General features: G+C 39.5%; 36 protein-coding genes. All 36 read right to left on the reverse strand.

What is annotated here, in order from left to right:
* Nucleotides 1–2: 2 nt before the first annotated feature.
* The gene (gene panD, locus CVT07_RS09215) at nt 3–350 is read right to left on the reverse strand and encodes an aspartate 1-decarboxylase (RefSeq protein ID WP_021089265.1); all 348 of its coding nucleotides are present in this window, start codon (nt 348–350) and stop codon (nt 3–5) included.
* Between the two features lie 17 nt (nt 351–367).
* A complete protein-coding gene (locus tag CVT07_RS09220; protein ID WP_107937178.1) occupies nt 368–937 on the reverse strand; it encodes a hypothetical protein in 570 nt (189 codons plus the stop codon).
* Nucleotides 938–955: 18 nt separating this feature from the next.
* Nucleotides 956–2,239: a UDP-N-acetylmuramoyl-L-alanyl-D-glutamate--2,6-diaminopimelate ligase gene (locus CVT07_RS09225; protein ID WP_107937180.1), complete on the reverse strand. Its 1,284-nt coding sequence runs from the start codon at nt 2,237–2,239 to the stop codon at nt 956–958.
* Nucleotides 2,217–2,771 carry a hypothetical protein gene (locus CVT07_RS09230; protein WP_035142362.1) on the reverse strand — a complete coding sequence of 185 codons (555 nt, stop codon included), beginning with the start codon at nt 2,769–2,771 and terminating at the stop codon, nt 2,217–2,219. The genes CVT07_RS09225 and CVT07_RS09230 overlap by 23 nt, the downstream gene beginning before the upstream one ends.
* Entirely contained in the window at nt 2,758–3,033 is a 276-nt protein-coding gene (locus CVT07_RS09235) for a NifU family protein (protein ID WP_009295267.1), read from the reverse strand. The genes CVT07_RS09230 and CVT07_RS09235 overlap by 14 nt, the downstream gene beginning before the upstream one ends.
* Nucleotides 3,034–3,169: 136 nt before the next feature.
* Nucleotides 3,170–4,090, reverse strand: coding sequence for an ABC transporter substrate-binding protein (locus CVT07_RS09240; RefSeq protein ID WP_103645495.1), 921 nt, complete (start codon nt 4,088–4,090; stop codon nt 3,170–3,172).
* A 75-nt stretch (nt 4,091–4,165) separates the two neighbouring features.
* Nucleotides 4,166–4,858 (reverse strand): ABC transporter ATP-binding protein, encoded by a 693-nt coding sequence (locus tag CVT07_RS09245; RefSeq protein WP_107937182.1) that lies wholly within the window; start codon nt 4,856–4,858, stop codon nt 4,166–4,168.
* The gene (locus CVT07_RS09250; protein ID WP_107937184.1) at nt 4,855–5,604 is read right to left on the reverse strand and encodes an ABC transporter permease; all 750 of its coding nucleotides are present in this window, start codon (nt 5,602–5,604) and stop codon (nt 4,855–4,857) included. The genes CVT07_RS09245 and CVT07_RS09250 overlap by 4 nt, the downstream gene beginning before the upstream one ends.
* The gene (locus CVT07_RS09255; RefSeq protein WP_107937187.1) at nt 5,601–6,212 is read right to left on the reverse strand and encodes a hypothetical protein; all 612 of its coding nucleotides are present in this window, start codon (nt 6,210–6,212) and stop codon (nt 5,601–5,603) included. Before CVT07_RS09255 ends, CVT07_RS09250 begins: the two co-directional genes overlap by 4 nt.
* Nucleotides 6,213–6,315: 103 nt before the next feature.
* Complete coding sequence (locus CVT07_RS09260; RefSeq protein WP_107937189.1) at nt 6,316–7,302, reverse strand: hypothetical protein; 987 nt, start codon at nt 7,300–7,302, stop codon at nt 6,316–6,318.
* 920 nt (nt 7,303–8,222) lie between these two features.
* On the reverse strand, nt 8,223–8,579 hold the full coding sequence (gene rplQ / locus CVT07_RS09265) for a 50S ribosomal protein L17 (RefSeq protein WP_002941584.1): 357 nt from the start codon (nt 8,577–8,579) through the stop codon (nt 8,223–8,225).
* A gap of 11 nt (nt 8,580–8,590) precedes the next feature.
* Nucleotides 8,591–9,607, reverse strand: a complete 1,017-nt coding sequence (locus CVT07_RS09270; RefSeq protein ID WP_002941564.1) for a DNA-directed RNA polymerase subunit alpha — start codon at nt 9,605–9,607, stop codon at nt 8,591–8,593.
* 14 nt (nt 9,608–9,621) lie between these two features.
* A complete protein-coding gene (gene rpsD, locus CVT07_RS09275) occupies nt 9,622–10,248 on the reverse strand; it encodes a 30S ribosomal protein S4 (protein ID WP_021084023.1) in 627 nt (208 codons plus the stop codon).
* Between the two features lie 25 nt (nt 10,249–10,273).
* Nucleotides 10,274–10,666 (reverse strand): 30S ribosomal protein S11, encoded by a 393-nt coding sequence (gene rpsK / locus CVT07_RS09280; protein ID WP_002941551.1) that lies wholly within the window; start codon nt 10,664–10,666, stop codon nt 10,274–10,276.
* A 22-nt stretch (nt 10,667–10,688) separates the two neighbouring features.
* Entirely contained in the window at nt 10,689–11,057 is a 369-nt protein-coding gene (gene rpsM / locus CVT07_RS09285; RefSeq protein ID WP_002941610.1) for a 30S ribosomal protein S13, read from the reverse strand.
* A 3-nt stretch (nt 11,058–11,060) separates the two neighbouring features.
* Nucleotides 11,061–11,174, reverse strand: coding sequence for a 50S ribosomal protein L36 (gene rpmJ, locus CVT07_RS09290; RefSeq protein ID WP_002941545.1), 114 nt, complete (start codon nt 11,172–11,174; stop codon nt 11,061–11,063).
* 189 nt (nt 11,175–11,363) lie between these two features.
* Nucleotides 11,364–11,582 (reverse strand): translation initiation factor IF-1, encoded by a 219-nt coding sequence (gene infA, locus CVT07_RS09295; protein WP_002848031.1) that lies wholly within the window; start codon nt 11,580–11,582, stop codon nt 11,364–11,366.
* 32 nt (nt 11,583–11,614) lie between these two features.
* A complete protein-coding gene (gene map, locus CVT07_RS09300; RefSeq protein WP_103599320.1) occupies nt 11,615–12,373 on the reverse strand; it encodes a type I methionyl aminopeptidase in 759 nt (252 codons plus the stop codon).
* Between the two features lies 1 nt (nt 12,374).
* The gene (gene secY / locus CVT07_RS09305; RefSeq protein ID WP_009295263.1) at nt 12,375–13,637 is read right to left on the reverse strand and encodes a preprotein translocase subunit SecY; all 1,263 of its coding nucleotides are present in this window, start codon (nt 13,635–13,637) and stop codon (nt 12,375–12,377) included.
* Nucleotides 13,637–14,038: a 50S ribosomal protein L15 gene (gene rplO / locus CVT07_RS09310; RefSeq protein WP_002941506.1), complete on the reverse strand. Its 402-nt coding sequence runs from the start codon at nt 14,036–14,038 to the stop codon at nt 13,637–13,639. Before rplO ends, secY begins: the two co-directional genes overlap by 1 nt.
* A gap of 15 nt (nt 14,039–14,053) precedes the next feature.
* Nucleotides 14,054–14,497: a 30S ribosomal protein S5 gene (gene rpsE / locus CVT07_RS09315; protein WP_002941646.1), complete on the reverse strand. Its 444-nt coding sequence runs from the start codon at nt 14,495–14,497 to the stop codon at nt 14,054–14,056.
* Between the two features lie 15 nt (nt 14,498–14,512).
* Nucleotides 14,513–14,869 (reverse strand): 50S ribosomal protein L18, encoded by a 357-nt coding sequence (gene rplR / locus CVT07_RS09320; protein WP_107937191.1) that lies wholly within the window; start codon nt 14,867–14,869, stop codon nt 14,513–14,515.
* A 10-nt stretch (nt 14,870–14,879) separates the two neighbouring features.
* Nucleotides 14,880–15,416, reverse strand: coding sequence for a 50S ribosomal protein L6 (rplF, locus tag CVT07_RS09325; protein ID WP_002941606.1), 537 nt, complete (start codon nt 15,414–15,416; stop codon nt 14,880–14,882).
* Nucleotides 15,417–15,603: 187 nt separating this feature from the next.
* Nucleotides 15,604–15,999 carry a 30S ribosomal protein S8 gene (gene rpsH, locus CVT07_RS09330; protein ID WP_103632175.1) on the reverse strand — a complete coding sequence of 132 codons (396 nt, stop codon included), beginning with the start codon at nt 15,997–15,999 and terminating at the stop codon, nt 15,604–15,606.
* Nucleotides 16,000–16,008: 9 nt separating this feature from the next.
* Nucleotides 16,009–16,194: a type Z 30S ribosomal protein S14 gene (locus tag CVT07_RS09335; protein WP_002941532.1), complete on the reverse strand. Its 186-nt coding sequence runs from the start codon at nt 16,192–16,194 to the stop codon at nt 16,009–16,011.
* A 1-nt stretch (nt 16,195) separates the two neighbouring features.
* Entirely contained in the window at nt 16,196–16,741 is a 546-nt protein-coding gene (gene rplE, locus CVT07_RS09340; RefSeq protein WP_002941643.1) for a 50S ribosomal protein L5, read from the reverse strand.
* Between the two features lie 5 nt (nt 16,742–16,746).
* Nucleotides 16,747–16,983 carry a 50S ribosomal protein L24 gene (rplX, locus tag CVT07_RS09345; RefSeq protein WP_009295260.1) on the reverse strand — a complete coding sequence of 79 codons (237 nt, stop codon included), beginning with the start codon at nt 16,981–16,983 and terminating at the stop codon, nt 16,747–16,749.
* The gene (gene rplN / locus CVT07_RS09350; RefSeq protein ID WP_002941516.1) at nt 16,983–17,351 is read right to left on the reverse strand and encodes a 50S ribosomal protein L14; all 369 of its coding nucleotides are present in this window, start codon (nt 17,349–17,351) and stop codon (nt 16,983–16,985) included. The genes rplX and rplN overlap by 1 nt, the downstream gene beginning before the upstream one ends.
* Nucleotides 17,351–17,602 (reverse strand): 30S ribosomal protein S17, encoded by a 252-nt coding sequence (gene rpsQ, locus CVT07_RS09355; RefSeq protein ID WP_002941511.1) that lies wholly within the window; start codon nt 17,600–17,602, stop codon nt 17,351–17,353. The genes rplN and rpsQ overlap by 1 nt, the downstream gene beginning before the upstream one ends.
* A 1-nt stretch (nt 17,603) precedes the next feature.
* Entirely contained in the window at nt 17,604–17,798 is a 195-nt protein-coding gene (rpmC, locus tag CVT07_RS09360; RefSeq protein ID WP_002941625.1) for a 50S ribosomal protein L29, read from the reverse strand.
* On the reverse strand, nt 17,785–18,210 hold the full coding sequence (gene rplP / locus CVT07_RS09365) for a 50S ribosomal protein L16 (protein WP_002941572.1): 426 nt from the start codon (nt 18,208–18,210) through the stop codon (nt 17,785–17,787). Before rplP ends, rpmC begins: the two co-directional genes overlap by 14 nt.
* A 2-nt stretch (nt 18,211–18,212) precedes the next feature.
* On the reverse strand, nt 18,213–18,911 hold the full coding sequence (rpsC, locus tag CVT07_RS09370) for a 30S ribosomal protein S3 (protein WP_002941650.1): 699 nt from the start codon (nt 18,909–18,911) through the stop codon (nt 18,213–18,215).
* Nucleotide 18,912: 1 nt separating this feature from the next.
* On the reverse strand, nt 18,913–19,245 hold the full coding sequence (gene rplV, locus CVT07_RS09375) for a 50S ribosomal protein L22 (protein ID WP_009295259.1): 333 nt from the start codon (nt 19,243–19,245) through the stop codon (nt 18,913–18,915).
* A gap of 11 nt (nt 19,246–19,256) precedes the next feature.
* Nucleotides 19,257–19,538, reverse strand: coding sequence for a 30S ribosomal protein S19 (rpsS, locus tag CVT07_RS09380; protein WP_002941639.1), 282 nt, complete (start codon nt 19,536–19,538; stop codon nt 19,257–19,259).
* Between the two features lie 2 nt (nt 19,539–19,540).
* Entirely contained in the window at nt 19,541–20,374 is an 834-nt protein-coding gene (gene rplB, locus CVT07_RS09385) for a 50S ribosomal protein L2 (protein ID WP_002941522.1), read from the reverse strand.
* A 1-nt stretch (nt 20,375) separates the two neighbouring features.
* Entirely contained in the window at nt 20,376–20,657 is a 282-nt protein-coding gene (locus CVT07_RS09390; protein ID WP_002941535.1) for a 50S ribosomal protein L23, read from the reverse strand.

Consider the following 20,657-nt stretch of genomic DNA (forward strand, 5'->3'; position numbering starts at 1 on the left):
GCCTACTCCTTTATGATCTCGTTTTTGTTATTTACATGCACGATGGTTGGCTTAAATTTCTTAGCCTTTTTAAATTTCATACTAGCATAAGCCACGATGATGACCACGTCGCCAACACAGACCTTTCTAGCAGCCGCGCCGTTTAGGCAAATTTCGCCTTTTTTGCCCTTGATCACGTATGTGGCAAATCTCTCGCCGTTATTTACGTCTAAAATTTCAACCTTTTGATTTTCTATCAAATTTGCAGCTTTCATTAGCTCCTCGCCGATGCTGATCGAGCCAACATAGTTTAAATTTGCGTCTGTTACGACAGCTCTGTGGATCTTGCTAGCTAAAATTTCTATATTCATTTTCTGCCTTGTTTAGTTTATTTGCACTCTATCACTGGTCTGTTTGCTAAAAATTTCTCGTTAAATTTCTCTGCCTTTAGCGTCTTTTCTAGCTCGTCAAGGGTTTTGAAATTTCTAGCAAAAGATACGCCAACTAGTCCACACTCGCTCATTTTGGCAACGTCTAGAGTTATCTCGTAGCTGTTAAATTTTGGATTATTTGGCTCTGGATAGTAAATTTCCTCACGGTAAGAGCTGTCGTTACCTATCTTTTCTATCTTAAATTTGCCCTTTTTTGGATCTGTGGTTTTTTTTATCGCTGTTATAAAATCATCTATGTTTTTGATGCTTGGCGCATAGGTAACGCTGATTAGCTTACTCCATCCATAGCCGCCCTCATCTTCCAAATAATACTCCACCGTAAATTCATTTTGGTATTTTTGGTGATAAATTTGGCCGTCATACTCTATATTTTGAGGTAGGTTGCTCACCAGATAGCTCTTTTGGTTTGCGCTAGATTGTAGCTTTTGCGGCTCTTTTTGAGCGGTGGCACATCCTAGTAGCAGCGCACTACAAGCAGACACAAGGGCTAAATTTAAAATCTTCATCGTTTTTCCTTTCGTAAGCTAGTTAGATAAAATTTCAAGCACTACTTCTTTGTCGCTAAATGGGTGCTTGACGCCCTTTATCTCCTGATATGGCTCGTCGCCTTTGCCAAGTATGACAAGCGCCCAGCCAGGCTCAAGCTTGCTAATGGCTAGAGCGATCGCCTCTTTGCGGTTGGCGTTTCGTATCAAATTTTCATTTTGGCTCATGCCAGCGCAAATTTCATCGATTATGCTCTCTGGTTCTTCGCTTCTTGGATTGTCACTAGTGACTATGCAAATTCTTGCGTATTTTTGGGCTATTGCTCCCATTTTAGGGCGCTTTGTCCTATCTCTGTCGCCGCCTGCGCCAAAGACTGCGATCAAATTTAGATGTCTAAGCGAGTTTAGTACCTTTTCGATGCCATCTGGCGTATGGGCAAAATCCACGATGACTAGCGGATCGGTGCTAACGACCTCCATCCTGCCGCTCACGCCTTTAAATTTACTTATCGCCTTTGAAAGTGCGGCTGCGTCTGGGCGCTCTAGCAGGCAAACGGCGCCAAGAGCTGCGATTAGATTGTAAAGATTAAACTCGCCTTGAAGGCTTGAGTCTATCTCCACATCGCCATTTGGCGTCTTGATAACTGCGTCTATGCCGTCCTTTAGCCCATAAACTATCGGCGCAAAGCTAGCTGGCTTTTTGATCGCGTATGTATAGGCATTTTTTGGGTTAAATTTAACTCCGCCATCGTCAATGTTTATGAGCTTTACGCTCTCATCGTCAAAAAAGCTTGATTTTACCCTGGCATACTCCTCCATGCTCTTGTGGTAGTCGAGATGGTCTTGAGTTAAATTTGTAAAAATTTTAAGGGCAAATTTCAAGCTCTCTATGCGCTTTTGAGCGATCGCGTGCGAGCTAACCTCCATCACGAAGTACTCACAGCCCTGCTCGCTGGCTGCTTTTAGGTATGAGAGCGTCTTTAAAATGGCACTTGTCGTAAGCGCCTTGTCATCTATCTGCTCACCCTCTATAAATGCCCCTCTGGTGCCACTTAGTCCGCATTTTTTGCCTAAATTTCGCAAAGTCTCGTAGATAGCCGCAGCCGTTGTGGTCTTGCCATTGGTGCCTGTGATGCCAACTATCTTTAGATTTTCATCGATCTTTAAAAGTTTTTTGCACTCTTCAAGGGTGATTATCTTAGCGCCCTTTTTTACCGCGTCCTCTGCAAATTTCGCATTTGCAGTAGTTTGCACAAAGTATACACCCTGCTCGCACTCGTTTGAGTCATCTGTTATGAAGCTATTTTCTACTGATATTTTCATCGTTTTGTCTTTTTTGTATCTCTTTAAAAAGCTGATCTATACGCTCGTCGCCGCCAAACATCACCGCCGCACTCTCAAGGTAGTTCATGCTCATATCGATGAAGTCATTTTTTATCAAATTTCCTAAAAATTCCAAAAAATCGTCTTTGTTTGAGATCATGACCTTGGTTGAAAACATGATGTTTTCAAAGACCTTTTTAAAGCTGCCATCCTTATAAACAGCCCTTTTAAAGTCCTCGTAGCTGATCGCGTCTTGCTCTTCAAAGTACTCGCTCTCCTCGTCTCTGGACTCTAAAATTTTTAAAATTTCCTCCACGCCCTCGTCGTCTTCGCCGGCTCTTACCTTAGCCATATAGTAGTCAAACAAAAGCTTTGCCTCTTCGGCATTTTCCTCGCCAAGAGAGCAAATTTGTATCAAAAATAGTAAATTTCTCTCTTGCGTCTTTTCGTAGGCTAGTGAAAAGTAAAAGATCGCGTCTTTAAATTTAGAGCGTTTGAAATATTTTATGCCTATTTTTTTATAATCTATCAATGTCAAATTCCTCGCCTATTGGGACATTTATGACCTCAAGCTCTGGATGAATGTCTATGCGAAGCTGCCTTTCGATGCCGTATTTTAGCGTGGTTGTGCTAGCTGCGCATCCGTGACAATGTCCTGTGAGTCTTACGTAAATTTTGCCGTTTTTTATGCCAAGTAGCTCCATGCCGCCGCCGTCATTTTCAAGCATCGGTAGCACCTTTTGCAAACTCGCAGTCACTGGTTTTAAAAGCTCTTCATCACTAAATGGGATCATATTTTTTCCTTAAATTTTTTAGCTATTATAGCAGATAAAGTGCAAACAAACGTTTTCCAGGCTTTTGCTGGGGGCGTTTTGACTTTAAATTTTGGTGGTTTTTTGTGGAGAAAAAGGGCAAATTTGCCCTTTAAGTTTAGTTTAGTAGAAGTGATTTTATATCGATTTTATGCTCTATCATCTTGCTTTCAAGCATAAATTCTTGCGTAGCCTCAAGCGCTTTTATATCATCAGCCGTGATCTTTGAGCTAAAGTCATACTGAGGATACATGCTCTTTACCGCATCTATGCTAAGCCCAGTCTCTTCAGCCGTAAATTTAAGCGCCTCATCCTCATTTGCTTTGATGTAGGCCAAAATTTCATCCTGAGCCTTTTTAAATTTCTCAACTACATCTTTGTGCTTTTTATAAAACTCTCCGCTTGTTGCCGTGACGATGACTGGAGTGATGACACCTTTGCCAGTTGTCACTACATTTAGGCCTGATTTTTGAGCGTTGTAGGCCGCTGGTCCTGCAAGAAGCGCTGCATCAACGCTGCCGTTTTCAAGTGCAGCTTGCGCAGCTGGGATGCCCATAGAGATGAACTCTACGTCGTTTATGCTAAGTCCGCCAAGAGCTAGGTATCTCACCAAAAGCTCGTTTAAGATAGTGCCTTTTGGGCCTGCTACTTTTTTGCCTTTTAGATCTTTTGGCGACTTGATGTTTTTATCTTTAGAAAATATAACAAAGGCCTCTGGCGCCCTTGAATAGGCACTTATGATCTTTATATCAGCCTTATTTGCAGCCGCAAGTATGACTGAAGTGCCGCCCACGCAGTTTAGAAACTGGAGCGAATTTGAAGCGAGCGCTTGCGTTTGTTTAGCACCCGAGGTGATCTCAGAGTACTCGACTGGCACGCCAAAAGACTTCGCATAAAAGCCTTTAAATTTATCGACGATCGATGGGACGTTTAGCGGCGATTTGACGTAGGTCATGCCGATCTTATCTAAGCCCTCGCTTGCGTTTGCGACTAGACAAAGCAAAGAGGCCGCACACAAAACCTTAAAAAACTTTCTCATACTTGCTCCTTTTAAAAATTTGCAAGATTATATAATCTTTTGCTTCATTTTGGTTTTAATTATCATTTTATTTGCCTAAATTTCACTCAAAATTTTGCGTTTTATCGCTATTAACTCATCGCTTAGCAGATCTCTTGGCCTTGCTAAATTTGATAGCTCGTAGTTTGACTTTATCCCGCCCTTTTCAAGCAAGATGATCTCATCAGCTAAAAATAGCGCCTCGTCGATGTTATGAGTGACAAAAAGGATGGTTTTGCCAGCTTGTATTTTTAAAATTTCAGCTTGCATGCTAGCTCTAGTAAACGCATCAAGTGCGGCAAATGGCTCATCCATTAGGATCAAATTTGCCTCGTACGCAAGGACTCTAGCAAGCGAAACGCGCGAGCTCATACCACCAGAGAGCTGCGAAACGCTGGCAAGTTTAAAGTCGCTAAGCCCTATCATAGATATCAAACTACCTATCTTTTCAGCCTCAATCTCCTGCTTTTTAAGTGGGAAAACGATGTTTTCATAGACGTTTAGAAACGGCATGAGACGGGGCTCTTGAAAGACAAAGCCGATCTTTGCTTGCTCTTTAAATTTTATCTCGCCCTGACTAATGCTCTCAAGGCCTGCAATAAGCCTTAAAAGCGTAGTTTTGCCGCATCCGCTTCTACCTAGTATGACGGTGATCTTATCTTTTTTTATGCTTAAATTTAGCTCTCTCAAAACGTCGATACGCTTTTGGCCTATAAAAAAATGCTTAGATAAATTTGAAATTTCTATCATTTTCCACCTCGCAAAAGGCTAAATTTCGCTATCAAAAGTAAAAATATCCTATCTATGAGCACGCCGCAAATGCCGATCGTAAAAATGCCGACAAATATCCTATCTGCACGCGAAAGCTCCTCTGCGTCAAGTATGAGATATCCCAGCCCGCTTGAAGCCGCTATCATCTCAGCTCCTATGATCGCGCGCATAGCGTAGCCAAAGCCTATTCGCATGCCGACAAAGATATCTTTTAGCGCGCTTTTTATGATGATCTTGTAAAAAATTTCAAATTTACTAAAGCCAAAAATTTTACCAACCTCGATGAGCTTTATATCACAGCTCGTTAGCCCCTTTTGGATGCTAAGAAACATCGGAAAAAACGAGGCTAGGATGATAATGATGATCTTTGGCGTCTCGTTTATGCCAAACCAAAGCACCAAAATGGCGATCAAACTAAGCGGCGGTATATTTCTAAAAAACTCCAGTATCCACTCGTAATAAACGCTGATCTTTGGCAAAAGTGCCGCTATACCGCCAAGCACGAGCGCTAGAGCAAACGAGAGCGCGTAGCCTGCAAATATACGCTTGAAGCTGATGATAGTATGCGTAGCAAGCTCGCCGCTTAGGCTCATGCTATGCATCGTCTTAAATGTCGTCGCTGGACTTGGCAAGATATATGGCGTAAAAATTTCTAGCTCGCAAACGACCTGCCAGATCGCAAAGATCACTAGGATCAAAATGCTCTTTTTAAAAATTTCCCTCACAGCCCATCTCCGTTGTGACAGCCGTTTTCGCAGTATAAAAACTCGATGATCTGGTAGTTTTTAAGCTCGCTAAATTTATATGAAAGGGCGTTTTCTATCTTCTCTTTACTGCTAAGACTTAGTGTTTTTACGCCCAAATTTGTAAAAAAGCCTGGCGGTATCGGACTTTGCTCGATGTTGCACATCTTTAAATTTATAGCGTTTTGCTCCCTAAAGCTTCTCCATGTCAAAAATGTAGTTCGCGCTAAATTTAGCCCTCTGCCAAGCTGGGCTAACTCCTCGCAAGGCGTCGTCACGTAAAGCCACTCGTCCTCTTTTAGCTTTGCGCTTAGCTCAAGCGCGCTTTCTATTAAAATGGGGTTTAAATTTGAGATGAATGCGGCCTGCTCTTTGAAATTTGCCCTGATGAAATTTACAGCCCTCGGACAGCGGCTATCGTAAATAAGCTCACTTTGCGCAAGAGCGTTTTTGTATGCGTTTTTTACGCTTTTAACGTGGTCTTTTTCGCACTCTACTACGCTAAAGCCTTTGTCTTGCAAAATTTCTTTAAGTGCGGCAAAGTCGTAGATATTTTTTACAACAGGATTTAACCAAACCACTTTTTTCATAAGAGCTCCCGTCAAATTTAAAGACAAAATGTAATAATCAAAATCAAAATTGTATCACTTGAAAGTAAAAAGATGGCTTTGGAGGTTAAATTTATAAAAACAGCTAGACTTTTACGTCTAAATTTCGCTTTTTCTGGCTTTTCTCCATTAGCTTTAGTATGTCTATGCCGCTTTTTTCAAGGCGCATTAGCTCCTTAAGATAGGCAAATTTCTCATCTTTATTGATATCGTAGGTCGCTAGTTTCTCGCTTCGGCCGATCACTGAGGCATAGACCTTGTTGCCGTCAAGTTTGTCGGTGTTTTGTACATTGTAAAGCGACAGCACGCCCTCTATCACCTCTTTAAATTTTGCCCCGCTTTTCATGCCAGCCCTCACGAGCGTGAAAAATCTCTGCCTGCTCTCATCGTCAGTGAAATTTATGCTTTGCAGCGTCTGGTACTCGATCGGCGGCTTGTTCGTGCTAGTTAGCATGGAAATGCCCTTTTTGCCTACCGTTATGCTCTCCACGCCGACCCTCTCGCCAAGATATTGCCTCAGCGCATAGTCCAGCCACCTATCTTTAAATTCTTCTACGCTCATGTCCTTATCAAGTATCTCAAAGCCCTCCACGTGGCTCTTGTGTCTAAGTCCGAGTAAGGTGCCGCTATCATCTTTTGACGTGTACTCTTTTGCGAAGAGATCAACGTTTGTTGGATAGTATCCGATGATCGATTCGTAAAGTCTTCCAAAACCAAGCGCCTCGGTCTGACTAACAAAGCTTTTAAGCTCATTTATCTCATCTTGGTTCATTTGCTTGTCATATCCCATGAGTTTGCCCCAGATGCTTATCTTGCCATTAGCGGCCATGCCTGTGAGCGAGTAGTCTTTAGCAAATTTTAGTGGCTCTTCATCTTTGCTAAATTTGCTCTCGTTTGTGCGACTTAAATTTATCTGCTCGCTGCTTTGGTTGGTCTTTTTGGGTAAATTCTGAGATGAGAAATTTAAGGAATTTTCGTCTGAAGTTGGTTTAATATGGCTAGCGCTTTGCTCCCTAATATTTTGAAAGCCACTATATAAATTTACATTAGCTCCATTTATGCCACCTATCATCTCAAATCCTTTGTAAGATAGTTAAAACAAATATCGTCTCTTTTAGAGTAAAATTTAGAAATTTGTAGAGTTTGACTTGTAAATTTAGGCTGGCTTGGAACTGGATAAATTTAGACATTTGAGAAGGCTGGAATTTAGAATTTACTTTGTAGAATTCGCATGTATCGGCTTTTATTGTATCTGGTTCATATATTTTGGTTTAGTTTTATCATATCTAGTCTATATATTTGGTTTTGAATTTATCATATACAACTCTTTTATCATATCATAGGCTATTTCAGATCAAATTTATGTCATCTTATCCGCCACCACAACTACATTAGCCAAGCCATTTTTGTAGTCTATCAAAATTTAGAATTTTGCAACTTTTTGGATTATAAATTTTAAATTTGTTTTTTAAATAATTTAAATTTGAGAAAGTTCGTATAGATAATTTACCCTGCTTTTTGTTTTGCATTTTAAATATATAGCCTTAATCCTAAAATTTCGCAAAATAGCTTATAAATTTGACCCAGAAACACTCAAAATAGAAATAACCCGCCTAAAGCAAATATCACAAAAAATCAACGAAGTAAAATTTAAAAACTACTAGATCTAAATTTAGAAATTTATGGTGTTAGCTTTGAAATTTAATAGATAAGTTGAGCTAGAACTTTAAAACCTAATTTTGGAGGTTTTTGACATAAATCAAAAAGCGTCTGCTTGCGTTTTTATGCTTTAAAACCGCTATAAATTTACTTATACCAACTATTTTAACCTATCGCATCAGCTCATCTAAAAGCCACGAAATAAAATTTATAATGCTCCGACTTGTAAATTTGCCACAGACTAAAATGGATAAATTTAAACAAAATTTTTAAAAAATAAACGTAGAAAGATAAATTTAGAAAGAAAAGAGAGCCAGATAGGCTCTCTGGGGATTATTCAGCTACTAGCTCTATATAAGCCATCTCAGCTGCATCGCCTCTGCGAACGCGAGTTTTGATGATTCTTGTATAGCCACCGTTGCGCTCTTTAAATTTTGGAGCTACTTCAGTAACTAGCTTATTTGTAGTCTCTTTGTCTTGCAATGAAGCAAATACTGCTCTGTGAGCGTTAGAGTCGCCCTTTCTAGCTCTTGTGATAAGCTTTTCAACATAGCTTCTAAGCTCTTTTGCTTTTGGTAAAGTTGTCTCTATCTTTTCGCTTTTGATGATAGCTATCGCTAAATTCTTAAGCAATGCAGATCTATGAGATGACGTTCTACCAAGTTTGCGATATCCGTGTTTATGTCTCATCTATTGTCCTTTTATTCTTTTGCACTCATTTGTGATTTTAGCTCGGTTATTTTCTTTCTGAGTTGCTCTTTGCTATCTTTTAACACATCGACACCAACTGGATAGCCTATCTCTTCCATAACCGCTTTTATCTCTTCAAGAGATTTTTTACCTAAATTTTTAAGCTCTTTAAGCTCATTTTCGTCCATCAACGCAAGCTCACCGATAAATCTAATATCGGCTTTGTCAAGGCAGTTAAAACTTCTAGCGCTTAAATTTAGATCTTCTACACTAGAAAGTAGCTTTGAGAACTCGCCGCTTGCACTTGAACTAGCAACTGGGGCACTAACGTCAATATCTAAAATTCCTTTAAATACTGACATTTGTTGATACATAGCTTCTAAACAATTTTTAAAAGCTTCTACTGGACCAACTTGACCATCTGTTGTTATCGTAAATACGATCTTCTCGTAGTCTGGGTCATCTTCAACCAAGACGTTTTGTATCTCATAAACTGCTTTTTTAACAGGTGTAAAGAAAGCGTCCAGTGCGATGTACTCGTCTTCGATCTCTTCTCTGATCTCTTCACTAGGAACATATCCGATACCTTTTTGGATGATAACTGAGAAATTTAACTCAGCATCTTCGTTGATGGTTGCAAGATATGCGTCTGGATTAACGATCTCAACTAGGTCGTTATTTAGGTCAGCTCCAGTTATCTCTTTTGGTCCTTTAAAGCTATACTCTATAACTTCACGCTCGCTGCCGCTTTTTAATTTAAATCTGATCTTCTTCAAATTTATAATAAAAAATGCCACGTCTTCAAGCATGCCGCGCATACTATCAAATTCGTGACTAACGCCTTTTATCTTTACACCGATAGGAGCAAAGCCTACCGTACTTGTGTAAAGAAGACGGCGTAGTGGGTGAGCCAAAGTAACAGCATAACCTGCTTCAAAAGGATATGCTGTAATGTTAGCTACATTTTCGCTAACACTTTTAACTTCTATTTCAGTTGGCATATAAGCTGATGTAGTAATCTTTCTCATCTTTATACCCTCTATTATTTTGAGTAAAGCTCTACTATAAATCTTTCCTCAACAGGAATGATAACCTCTTCTCTTTCTGGATTTCTAGTGAAAATTCCAAATTTTTTCTCTTTTTCCACATCTACCCAAGCAACGATGCCAGTTTGAGCTGTAAGGTCGATCGCGCGAATGATTTGTGGATTGTTTTTAGATTTCTCAGCAACTTCTACTTTAGAGCCTGGCTCCACTCTGTAAGATGGGATATCCACTCTCTTGCCATTTACTAAAATATGTCCGTGAGTTACTAGCTGGCGAGCAAAACGACGAGTCGTTGCAAAGCCCATTCTGTAAACAACATTGTCTAATCTTTGTTCTAATAGTTGAACCAAAAGAGCACCAGTGTTGCCCTCGCGGCGTGCTGCTTCTTGAAACAATCTTCTAAATTGTTTCTCTGAAACGCCATACATAAATTTAGCTTTTTGCTTCTCACGAAGTTGTAAGCCATATTCGCTTATTTTTGCTCTTCTTTGTCCATGTTGTCCTGGTGCATAAGGTCTTTTTTCTAAAGCGCTTTTACCAGCAAGTCTTCTTTCGCCTTTTAACGCAAGAGACACACCAAGACGTCTTTCTAATTTTTCAACAGGTCCTGTATATCTAGCCATAATAATTTCTCCTAATTTTCTCTAATTATACGCGGCGGCGTTTTGGCGGTCTGCAACCATTGTGTGGTAAAGGTGTGATATCTTTGAAGAAAGTTACTTTTATACCTTCAACACCACCTACACTCTTCACAGCCGTTTCACGTCCGCTACCTGGACCTTGAACCTTGATGCCAACTTCTTTTATGCCGTGTTCTTTTGCTTTATTTAAAGCATCTTCTACAGCTTGTTGAGCTGCATAAGGAGTTGATTTTTTACTACCTTTAAAGCCTAAGCCACCTGCACTACTCCATGCAATAGCATTTCCCATTTCATCAGTTACAGTTACCATAGTGTTGTTAAATGTTGCACTGATATAAACGATACCTTTGGCTATGCTTTTTCTAACTACTTTTTTCTTAACAATTTTTCTTTTCGCCATTTATTATCCTTTAACCCTTGCCTTACTTAGTAGCTGCACCGACAGTTTTACGTCTGCCTTTTCTGGTTCTAGCATTAGTTTTAGTCTTTTGACCACGAACAGGAAGACCCTTTCTGTGGCGAAGACCTCTATAACTTCCAAGATCCATAAGAGCTTTGATATCCATAGCAACTTGTTTTCTCAAATCACCCTCAACGATATGGTGCTCTTGAATTTCTTTACGGATAGCTGCTGCTTCGTCTTCGCTAAGCTCGTAAACTCTCTTATCATAAGAAATTCCAGCTGCGTCAAGGATTTGACGAGATTTGTAAAGACCTATACCATAGATATAAGTCAAACCATACTCTATTCTCTTTTTGTTTGGTAAATCTACACCTGCAATACGTGCCATGCCTTATCCTTGTCTTTGTTTATGTTTTGGATTTTCGCAGATAACACGAATTATGCCACTACGTTTGACAATTTTACATTTGTCACACATCTTCTTTACAGAAGGACGAACTTTCATTTTAGTCTCCTAAAAATTTATTCCACTTTTTTAGGGGCTGCATCAGGTCTAAAGAAATAATTTAAACCAACTATTTTCAAAATAAGTGGGGAACTTTGAAAATAATTCTTCATACAGCTTTTCGCAAAGCTTGGATTTTACCCAAAACCAGCTTTAAATTTACTTAGCATATTTGCCACAAAATCAAATTTACTTATATCTATAAGTGATCCTGCCCTTGTCTAGGCTATATGGCGTAAGTTCTACTTTTACGCGGTCGCCAGGCATTATCTTTATATAATGCATTCTCATCTTTCCGGCGATATGACATAAAATTATATGTTTGTTGTCAAGCTCAACTTTAAAAGTTGCATTTGGCAGTGCTTCAACAACATTTCCATCAATCTCAATGACATCGTCTTTTGCCACAAACTCTCCTTTCTCTAAATTTGCTATAAATTTTATGCTTGGCTTAAAATTTCGGCTTTGCCATTAACTATCGCCATGCAATGCTCATAATGACTAGTTCTCAAACCATCTTTTGAGGTTACTTTCCAGTTATCGCTTCCTAAAACTGGCGTGCCATCTTTTTGGCAGATCATCGGCTCTATACAAAAAACCATTCCCTCTTTTATTTTTGGTCCAGCTTTTGGATTGTTTCCTTCGATATAGTTTGGAATTTCTGGCTCTTCGTGTGGCCTTTTGCCTATGCCATGACCGCAATATCCGCGCAAAGGTACATATCCTCTACCAAGAATAAATTTCTCAAGCTCATAGCTAATCTCTTTAAAGTGCATACCAGCTCTTATAAAATCAATCGCAAAATATAGCGCATCTTTTGAGCAAGCGATCAAAGCTTCGTCTTCTTTTGAAATTTTACCAACTCCAAATGTCCTAGCCGAATCACCAAAATAACCATCTAAATTTGAACCAATATCTACACTAACGATATCGCCCTCTTTTAGCTTGTACTCATTTGGAATTCCGTGGATCACCACTTCATTGACGCTTATGCAAGCTGCATTTGGAAAGCCATAAAGCCCTTTAAAGGCTGGTTTTGCTCCAGCGGCTCTTATCATATCTTCGCAAATTTTATCTATCTCAAGAAGTGAAATTCCAGGTTTTATGATCGTAGAAACATGATCAAGTGTTCGAGCGACGATCTTGTTCGCCGCTCTCATTTTCTCTATCTCAGCTGGTCTTTTTAGCGTGATAGCCATTTTATAGACCTACTGCACTTAGAGTTTGGTATTTGTTTGTATAAGACTGAGCCTCTATACGTCTCATCGTATCAAGTGCTACCGAAACCACGATAAGAACTGATGTACCGCCAAAATAAAATGGTACGCCCATAGTCTTTACAAGTACCCAAGGTAATGTTGAAATGATACCCAAGTACAAAGCTCCACCTAAAGTTAGCCTGCCAGCTACTTCATTTAGATAGCTAGCTGTACTCTCGCCTGGTCTAACACCTGGGATAAATCCGCCTTGTTTCTTTAAATTTTCACTTATATCTTTTGTGTTAAACACGATAGATGCATAGAAAAACGCAAAGAAGATGATAAATAAAAATGTCAAAACATTAAACATATAGCCATTTGGACTTAAAAAGTCGTTGATAGCTTGGATTACTGGATTTGTGCTAGCCTGCAAAATAGTACTTGGAAACATCAAAATCGCACTAGCAAATATCGGTGGAATAACGCCACTTAAATTTACTTTGATCGGTATATAGTTCATTATACGTTTGTTTTGATTTTCCATTATCACTTTTCTTGAGTAAGAAATAGGGATACGTCTTTCGCCCATCTCGACGAAGATAATAGCTCCAATGGTAGCTAAAATGATCACCAAAATAGCGATGACTGTTAGAAAATTCATCTCAGAAGTATTTACCAAATTTACAGTTCCGCCGATCGCACTAGGTATGCCAGAGACGATGCCCGCAAAGATGATAAGACTTATACCGTTGCCTATACCGCGCTGCGTGATCTGTTCACCTATCCACATAAGTAGCATAGTGCCAGTTAGCATAGATACAGCAGAGATCGCGATAAATAAATTCATATCTATCATGATAGCTTGCTCGCCACCACGACCGCTTAAGCTTTGAAGTCCGATAGAGACGCCGATTGATTGTACAAGAGTGATAACGATAGTCGCATAACGTATGATTTGCATATATTTTTGCATACCGTCGCGCTCTTTTTTCATCTGACCTAACTTTGGAAATGTCGCTGCTAGAAGCTCCATGATGATCGAAGCTGTGATGTAAGGCATAATGCCTAGAGATATGATACTTAAACGCTCAGCGGCCTTACCACTAAACATATTAAATAGACCCAAGGCGTTGCTATTGTTTGAATTGAAAAATTCTTTAATTACGTCGACATTAACACCAGGAACTGGCACATAAGCCAGTATCCTGTATGCGAACAAAAATGCCAACGTGATCAAAATCTTGTTGGTCAGTGTTTTATCCATTATTTTGTTCCGCTAACGCTAACGTTCTCGTCTTTGATCTTTGAAGCAAGAGCTTTTGCGCTTGCACCGATTAGTTTTATCTTAGTAACGCTCTTTGAAATTTTATGAACGCTAGCTATTGTTGCGATTGAAATTTCCGCAAGCTCTTTTATAGCTGCGATCTTTTCAACATTGATAACATAAGGTTTTTCAAATTTAGAAGCAAAGCCTACCTTTGGAAGACGTCTTTGAAGTGGTTGTTGTCCGCCCTCAAAGCCTCTTTTTTCATTGTAGCCTTTTCTTGCTCTTTGACCTTTGTTACCTTTGCCAGCAGTTTTGCCATTGCCACTGCCTTGACCACGACCTATTCTTTTAGTTGCATGAGTTGAACCTGCAGCAGGTGTTAATTTTTCTAATGCCATCTTAACTCCTTTCTCTTAGCTTTTTAGCAAACTAAGTGCTTTTATAGTAGCACGAACGACGTTTGCTGAGTTGTTTGAGCCAAGTGATTTAGTAAGGATATCCTTAATACCTGCAAGCTCGATAATAGGACGTGCACTACCACCAGCGATAACACCAGTACCCTCGCTAGCTGGGCGAAGTAACATTCTACTTGCGTTGTATTTTACCTCTACATCGTGAGGGATAGTTGTGCCCTTGATCTTAACGTGGATAATATTTTTAAATGCGTCGTCAATCGCTTTTCTCATCGCATCTGGCACCTCTTTAGCTTTGCCATATCCAAAGCCAACTAGGCCATTTCTATTACCAACAACAACTAAAGCTGTAAATCTAAATCTACGACCACCTTTAACAACCTTTGTAACCCGACCGATATCGACGATTACTTCTTCAAATTCTTCTCTATTATATTTTTCCATCGATTTTCCTTTGGGTTATAGCTTGATGCCATTTTCTCTTAAAGCTTCAGCAAATGCTGCGATAACGCCATGGTATAAATAACCATTTCTATCAAAAATCACAACATCTATCTTCTTAGCTTTTAAAGCCTTAGCAAATTCTTTAGCTAAAGTGACCGCACCTTCTTTATTTGCTTTTATGCCTATTTTTCTACCATCAACTGCAGCTAGGGTAGTAGCTGTAACGTCGTCAATCGCTTGAACATAAAGAGTCCTGTTTGATTTGAAAATAGAAACTCTTGGGCAAGTTGCAACACCAGAAATTTTACCTCTGATTCTTCTTTTTCTCTTAATTCTAAGAGCGATTTTTCTTTTTAGTACTTTTGCTGTCATTTACCGCCCCTTACTTCTTAGATGTCTTGCCCGCTTTGCGGATGATACGTTCTTCTAGATATTTAACGCCTTTGCCTTTGTATGGCTCAGGTGGTCTAAATCCTCTAACTTGAGCAGCCACTTGACCTACTACTTGTTTATCGTCACCTTTGATAGTAATAACGTTTTTATCAACGCTAGCTTCAACGCCTGCTGGTAGCTCATAGTTGATAAGGTGTGAAAAACCAAGAGAAAGCTCTAAAATTTTACCTTTTGCAGCTGCTTTGTAGCCAACGCCGTTGATCTCAAGCTGGCGAGTAAAGCCATGAGTGATACCAGTTACGATGTTGTTAGCAAGTGCTCTATATGTTCCCCAGTAAGCTCTGCTTTGGCGATCTTCGCCCTTTGGAGCAAAAACTATATGACCATTTTCTATCTTGACATCAACGTGACCTTTTGTGTCAAGCTCTTTTAAGTGATTGCCCTTTTTAAATTTTAGGACATTATTTTCAACGCTAACGTCTACACCACTTGGGATAGCGATAGGCTGTTTTCCAATACGTGACATTTTTTTCCTTTACTTGTCTAGGGTGTTCCTACATTTACGAATAAACACCACAATGCCGTAAATTTGATCGTCAAATTTGACGAAACCTGACTAAATTTAGCCTGGGCGAAATATAAAATTTCACCTAGCTAAAAAGAAATTTTAACCTTAAGCTATAAGGTCAAAATAGCGTTTTTAACGCAGTTTATTACCAAACGGTGCAAAGAACCTCGCCGCCAACGCCAGCTTTACTTGCCTCAATACCGCTCATAACGCCTTTGCTTGTGCTAACGATAACTGTTCCGTAACCATTTTTAAAACGCTTAATGTCGTCTTTGCCTTGATAAACGCGGCGACCAGGTTTTGACACCCTTTTAAGCTCGTTTATAACGCTTCTGCCGTACTCATCATACTTTAAAACTACGTTTATAAATTTCTTGCTACCTTCTTCGATAACGTTGTAGCTCTCTACATAGCCTTTTGCTGCAAGGATAGAAAGAGTAGCCTCAACAACCTTAGAATGAAGCAATTTCGCAGTCTCAAGTCTTCTCATACTTGCATTTCTAATGCGTGTTAATCCATCTGATATTAAATCGTTCAACATTTCTCTTCCTTACCAACTTGCTTTTTTAAGACCAGGTATTAGGCCTTCGTTAGCCATTTTTCTTAGGCAAACACGGCAAATTCCAAAATCTTTATAAACAGAGTGCGGACGACCGCAAATTTGGCATCTAGTATAGCCGCGAACCGCAAATTTTGGCTTGCGTGCAGCTTTTGCTATCATTGATTTCTTTGCCATTTTACTTTCCTTTTGCAAACGGCACACCAAATAGCTCTAGCAATTTGAATGCCTCTTTATCATTTTTAGCCGTAGTAGCAATCGTAATATTCATACCATGAGTTCGTAAAATTTTATCATACTCAACCTCTGGAAACATTAGCTGCTCACTAAGACCGAAGTTATAGTTTCCACGTCCATCAAAGCCATTTTTTGGAAGACCACGGAAGTCTTTAACTCTTGGAAGAGCAACGCTAATTAGCTTATCTAAGAAAGCATACATTTGCTCTTTTCTCAAAGTTACTTTGATACCAACAGGAAAACCTTCGCGAACTTTAAAGCCAGCAACTGATTTTTTAGCATCAGTGATAACCGCTTTTTGTCCAGCGATAAGTGAAATGGTATCAGCCATATTTTGAAGCACTTTCTGATCTTTCGCAGAGTCTCCAGCGCCTACACTGATCACGATCTTCTCGAGCGCAGGGATAAGCATTGGATTTTTGATGTCAAATTCTTTTACGAGAGCTGGCTTGATAGTTTCGTTAAATTTATCTTTTAATCTACTCATATCTCTTATCCTTCAACTTTCGCGACGTTTGATATGTCAATTGGCATCTCTTTATTTACGTGACCACCATTTGGAGTTTTTTCGCTTGGTTTGATAGCTTTTTTAGCTACTTTGCATCCCTCAACTATAACCTGACCTTTTTTTGCAAGAACTGCTAAAATTTTACCAGTTTTGCCTTTATCGTCACCAGCGATAATCTTTACAGTATCGCCTTTTTTGACTTTAAATTTTACATTAGCCATTATAAAACCTCCGGAGCTAGCGAAACAATCTTCATAAAGTTAGCATATCTAACTTCACGTCCAACTGGTCCAAAAATACGAGTGCCGACTGGCTCTTTTTTGCTATCAAGTATAACAGCTGCGTTCTCATCAAAGCGGATTAACGAACCATTATCTCTTTGAACCTCTCTTTTAGTTCTTACAACAACAGCTTTTACAACCTGTCCTTTTTTGATCTTGCCATTTGGAAGAGCTTTTTTAACAGAGCAAACTATGATATCGCCAAGTGTAGCGTATCTTCTTTTGCTGCCGCCAAGAACTTTTATACACATTAACTCTTTTGCGCCGCTGTTATCAGCAACTGCAAGTCTTGTAAAACTTTGAATCATTACTCAACTCCCTTTGCCAATACAGCTTTTAAGCGAAAATTCTTGCGAGCTGAAAGTGGTCTGCACTCAACTGCAACAACTGTATCGCCTGCTCTTGTCTCATTTTTCTCATCATGAACTAAATACTTTTTAAAGCGTTTTACAAATTTATGGTATCTTGGGTGCATAACGCGTCTTTCTACCAAAATAGTAGCTGTTTTATCTCCAGCTTTTTGTAAAACAACACCTTGAATTTCTCTTTTTAATGCCATTTTACGCCCCTTGTCTTGTTGCACTAATTGCAGTGTTGATCTGAGCTATCTCTTTGCGAACAGCACTAATCTCATTAGGGTTGCTTAACTGCATAGTTTTTAGCTTTTGTCTCAATGTAAATAAAAGCACCTTTTTCTCTTTTAGCAACGCGTTTAATTCTGCAACGCTCTTATCTTTTAACTCAGTATATTTCATTTTCACTCTCTCGCGTTACAAATTTTGATTTGAAAGGAAGTTTGTGTAGAGCCAAAGTTAAAGCTTCACGAGCCAACTCTTCGTCAACACCAGCCATTTCAAATATTATACGACCAGGTTTAATGTTCATAACCCACTCTTCAACTCCAGCCTTACCTTTACCCATACGAGTTTGTAGAGGTTTTTTAGTAAGTGGCTTGTCAGGGAAAACCCTAATCCAAATTTTAGCCTGTCTCTTTACGTGACGAGTTAGAGCTTGACGAGCAGCTTCTATTTGGCGTGAATTTACTCTACCAGCCTCAACAGCTTTAAGCGCAAATTCGCCAGTTGCTAAAGATGCTCCGCGAGTCGCATAACCACGGTTGCGACCTTTCATTTGCTTACGAAATTTCGTTCTTTTAGGCATCAACATAATTATTTACCTCTTCTTGCTCTACGTGTTTTCTTAGGTGCCTCTTCTTCAGTTTTCTCAGGTTGAACACCTTTTTGAAGAACCTCACCTTTAAAAATCCATACTTTAATACCTATGTTTCCATAAGTTGTATGAGCCTCAGCTACACCGTAATCTATCTTTGCTCTAAGAGTATGAAGCGGAACACGACCTTCTAGATACCACTCGGTTCTTGCCATCTCAGCGCCACCTAAACGACCAGCAACTGAAATTTTGATACCTTTAGCGCCTGATTTTTGAGCACCTTGGATAACTTTTTTCATAGCACGTCTAAATGCGACACGCTTTTCAAGTTGCATAGCTACGTTTTCAGCAGCAAGTTGAGCTGAAGCTTGAGCTTTTCTTTCTTCTTTGATATTTACATTTACTTCTTTACCGATAAGTTTGCTAACTTCGTTCTTTAGGTTTTCAACATCTTGGCCTTTTTTGCCGATGATGATACCAGGACGAGCTGCAACTACGGTTACACGAAGTTTTTTAGCCGTTCTTTCGATTAAAATTTGGCTAATTCCTGCATAGTAAAGTTTTTTCTTTAAAAATGCACGAATTTTGTAATCTTCACCGATATTTTCAGGAAGACTTTGTTTGGTTGGAAACCATCTAGATTCCCAGTTGCGGTTAATTCCTAGTCTAAGACCTATTGGATTTACTTTTTGTCCCATATTATGCTTCCTTCTTTTCAGGTTTAGATACTTCTACCATTACATGAGAAGTAGGTTTGCGAATTTTGCTCGCTGTTCCTCTTGCTCTTGGTCTAAATCTCTTTAATACAGGACCAGCGTCAACGCGGCAACTAGTTACTACAACTTCTTCTGGCTCAAATCCGCCATTTGCTACTGCTGAGCTAATAGCGTTTGCTATAAATTTAGCACCACGATTTGGCATAAATTGCAAGCTTGCAAGTGCTAGCTCGGCATTCATACCTTGAACTTCTCTTGCTATAAGTCTTGCTTTTGTAGGAGAAAGTCTTACGAATTTTATAATTGCTTTACTCATATTATCTCCCCTTACTTGCCGATTTTCTTTTGCACTGAGCCTTTGTGACCCTTAAATGTGCGTGTTGGAGCAAATTCGCCAAGTTTATAGCCTATATGATTTTCTGTAACATATACAGGAATAAAGCTCTTGCCATTATGAACGTTAAATGTTAGTCCAATCATTTCAGGTACAATCGTGCTACGTCTTGACCAAGTCTTGATTGGTTTGTTATCGTTTGCATTTTTTGCGGCAATAACTTTTTTCATTACATGATCATCTACGAAAGGACCTTTTTTGAGTGATCTTGCCATCTCTATTTTCCTTTCCTTCTTGAAATTATAAGCTTATCGCTAGCTTTTTTACGGCGAGTCTTAGCACCTTTAGTTGGTTTACCCCATGGAGTAACTGGGTGACGGCCTGAATTTTTCTTACCTTCACCACCGCCGTGTGGGTGATCAACTGGGTTCATAGCAGAACCACGTGTTTGTGGGCGGATACCGCGGTAACGATTACGTCCGGCTTTACCTATAGTGATGTTAGCCCAGTCTTCGTTACCAACTACACCGATACTTGCCATACACTCAGCTAGTACTTGTCTCATCTCGCCACTTGGCATTCTTAAGATAACATACTTCTCTTCTTTACCCATTAGCTGAGCATAACCACCAGCTGAACGAGCTATCTGAGCGCCTTTGCCAGGTTTTAGCTCTACGTTATGAACGATAGTACCAACTGGGATAAATCTTAATTTCATAGCGTTGCCTGGTTTAATATCTAGTGAGCCCTCATCGATAGATGCGATAACATCGCCAACATTTAGGCCATTTGGTCTAATGATATAGCGTTTTTCGCCATCTTTGTAAGCTATAAGAGCGATACGGCAGTTTCTGTTTGGATCGTACTCGATCGCTTCAACTTTACCTTCTATACCAAATTTACGACGTTTGAAGTCGATGATACGATAAAGTTTTTTTGCACCTGCTTCTTTATGTCTCGAAGTTATACGACCATTGTTGTTTCTACCGCCAGTTGCAGGTAGTTTAACAAGCAAGCTTCTAACGCTTGGTTTAGCTGTTATATCTTCAGAGCTTAGTCCAGTCATATATCTACGACTAGGTGTATATGGTTTATATGATTTTATAGCCATCTTACGCCTCCGTATTTTCTAGGCTTACGCCTTCAGGTAACTTAACGTAGAATTTCTTTATCTCGTCACGTTGGCCTGCTCTTCCTCTAAAACGCTTAACCTTGCCGCTAATTCTAAGTGAATTTACGCGAACAGGCGTTACTCCAAAATACTCTTGTAAAACCGCTTTTAAGCTGTTTTTTGTAACTCTTGGTGAAGTTTGGATAACAACAACGCCTTGTTCTTGAAGGCCTAGAGTTTTTTCTGTATAAATAATTGTTTTGATATCAGTTATATCCGCCAT

The sequence above is a fragment of the Campylobacter concisus genome (genome assembly GCF_003048875.2).
GTDB classification, from domain to species: Bacteria; Campylobacterota; Campylobacteria; order Campylobacterales; family Campylobacteraceae; genus Campylobacter_A; species Campylobacter_A concisus_AU.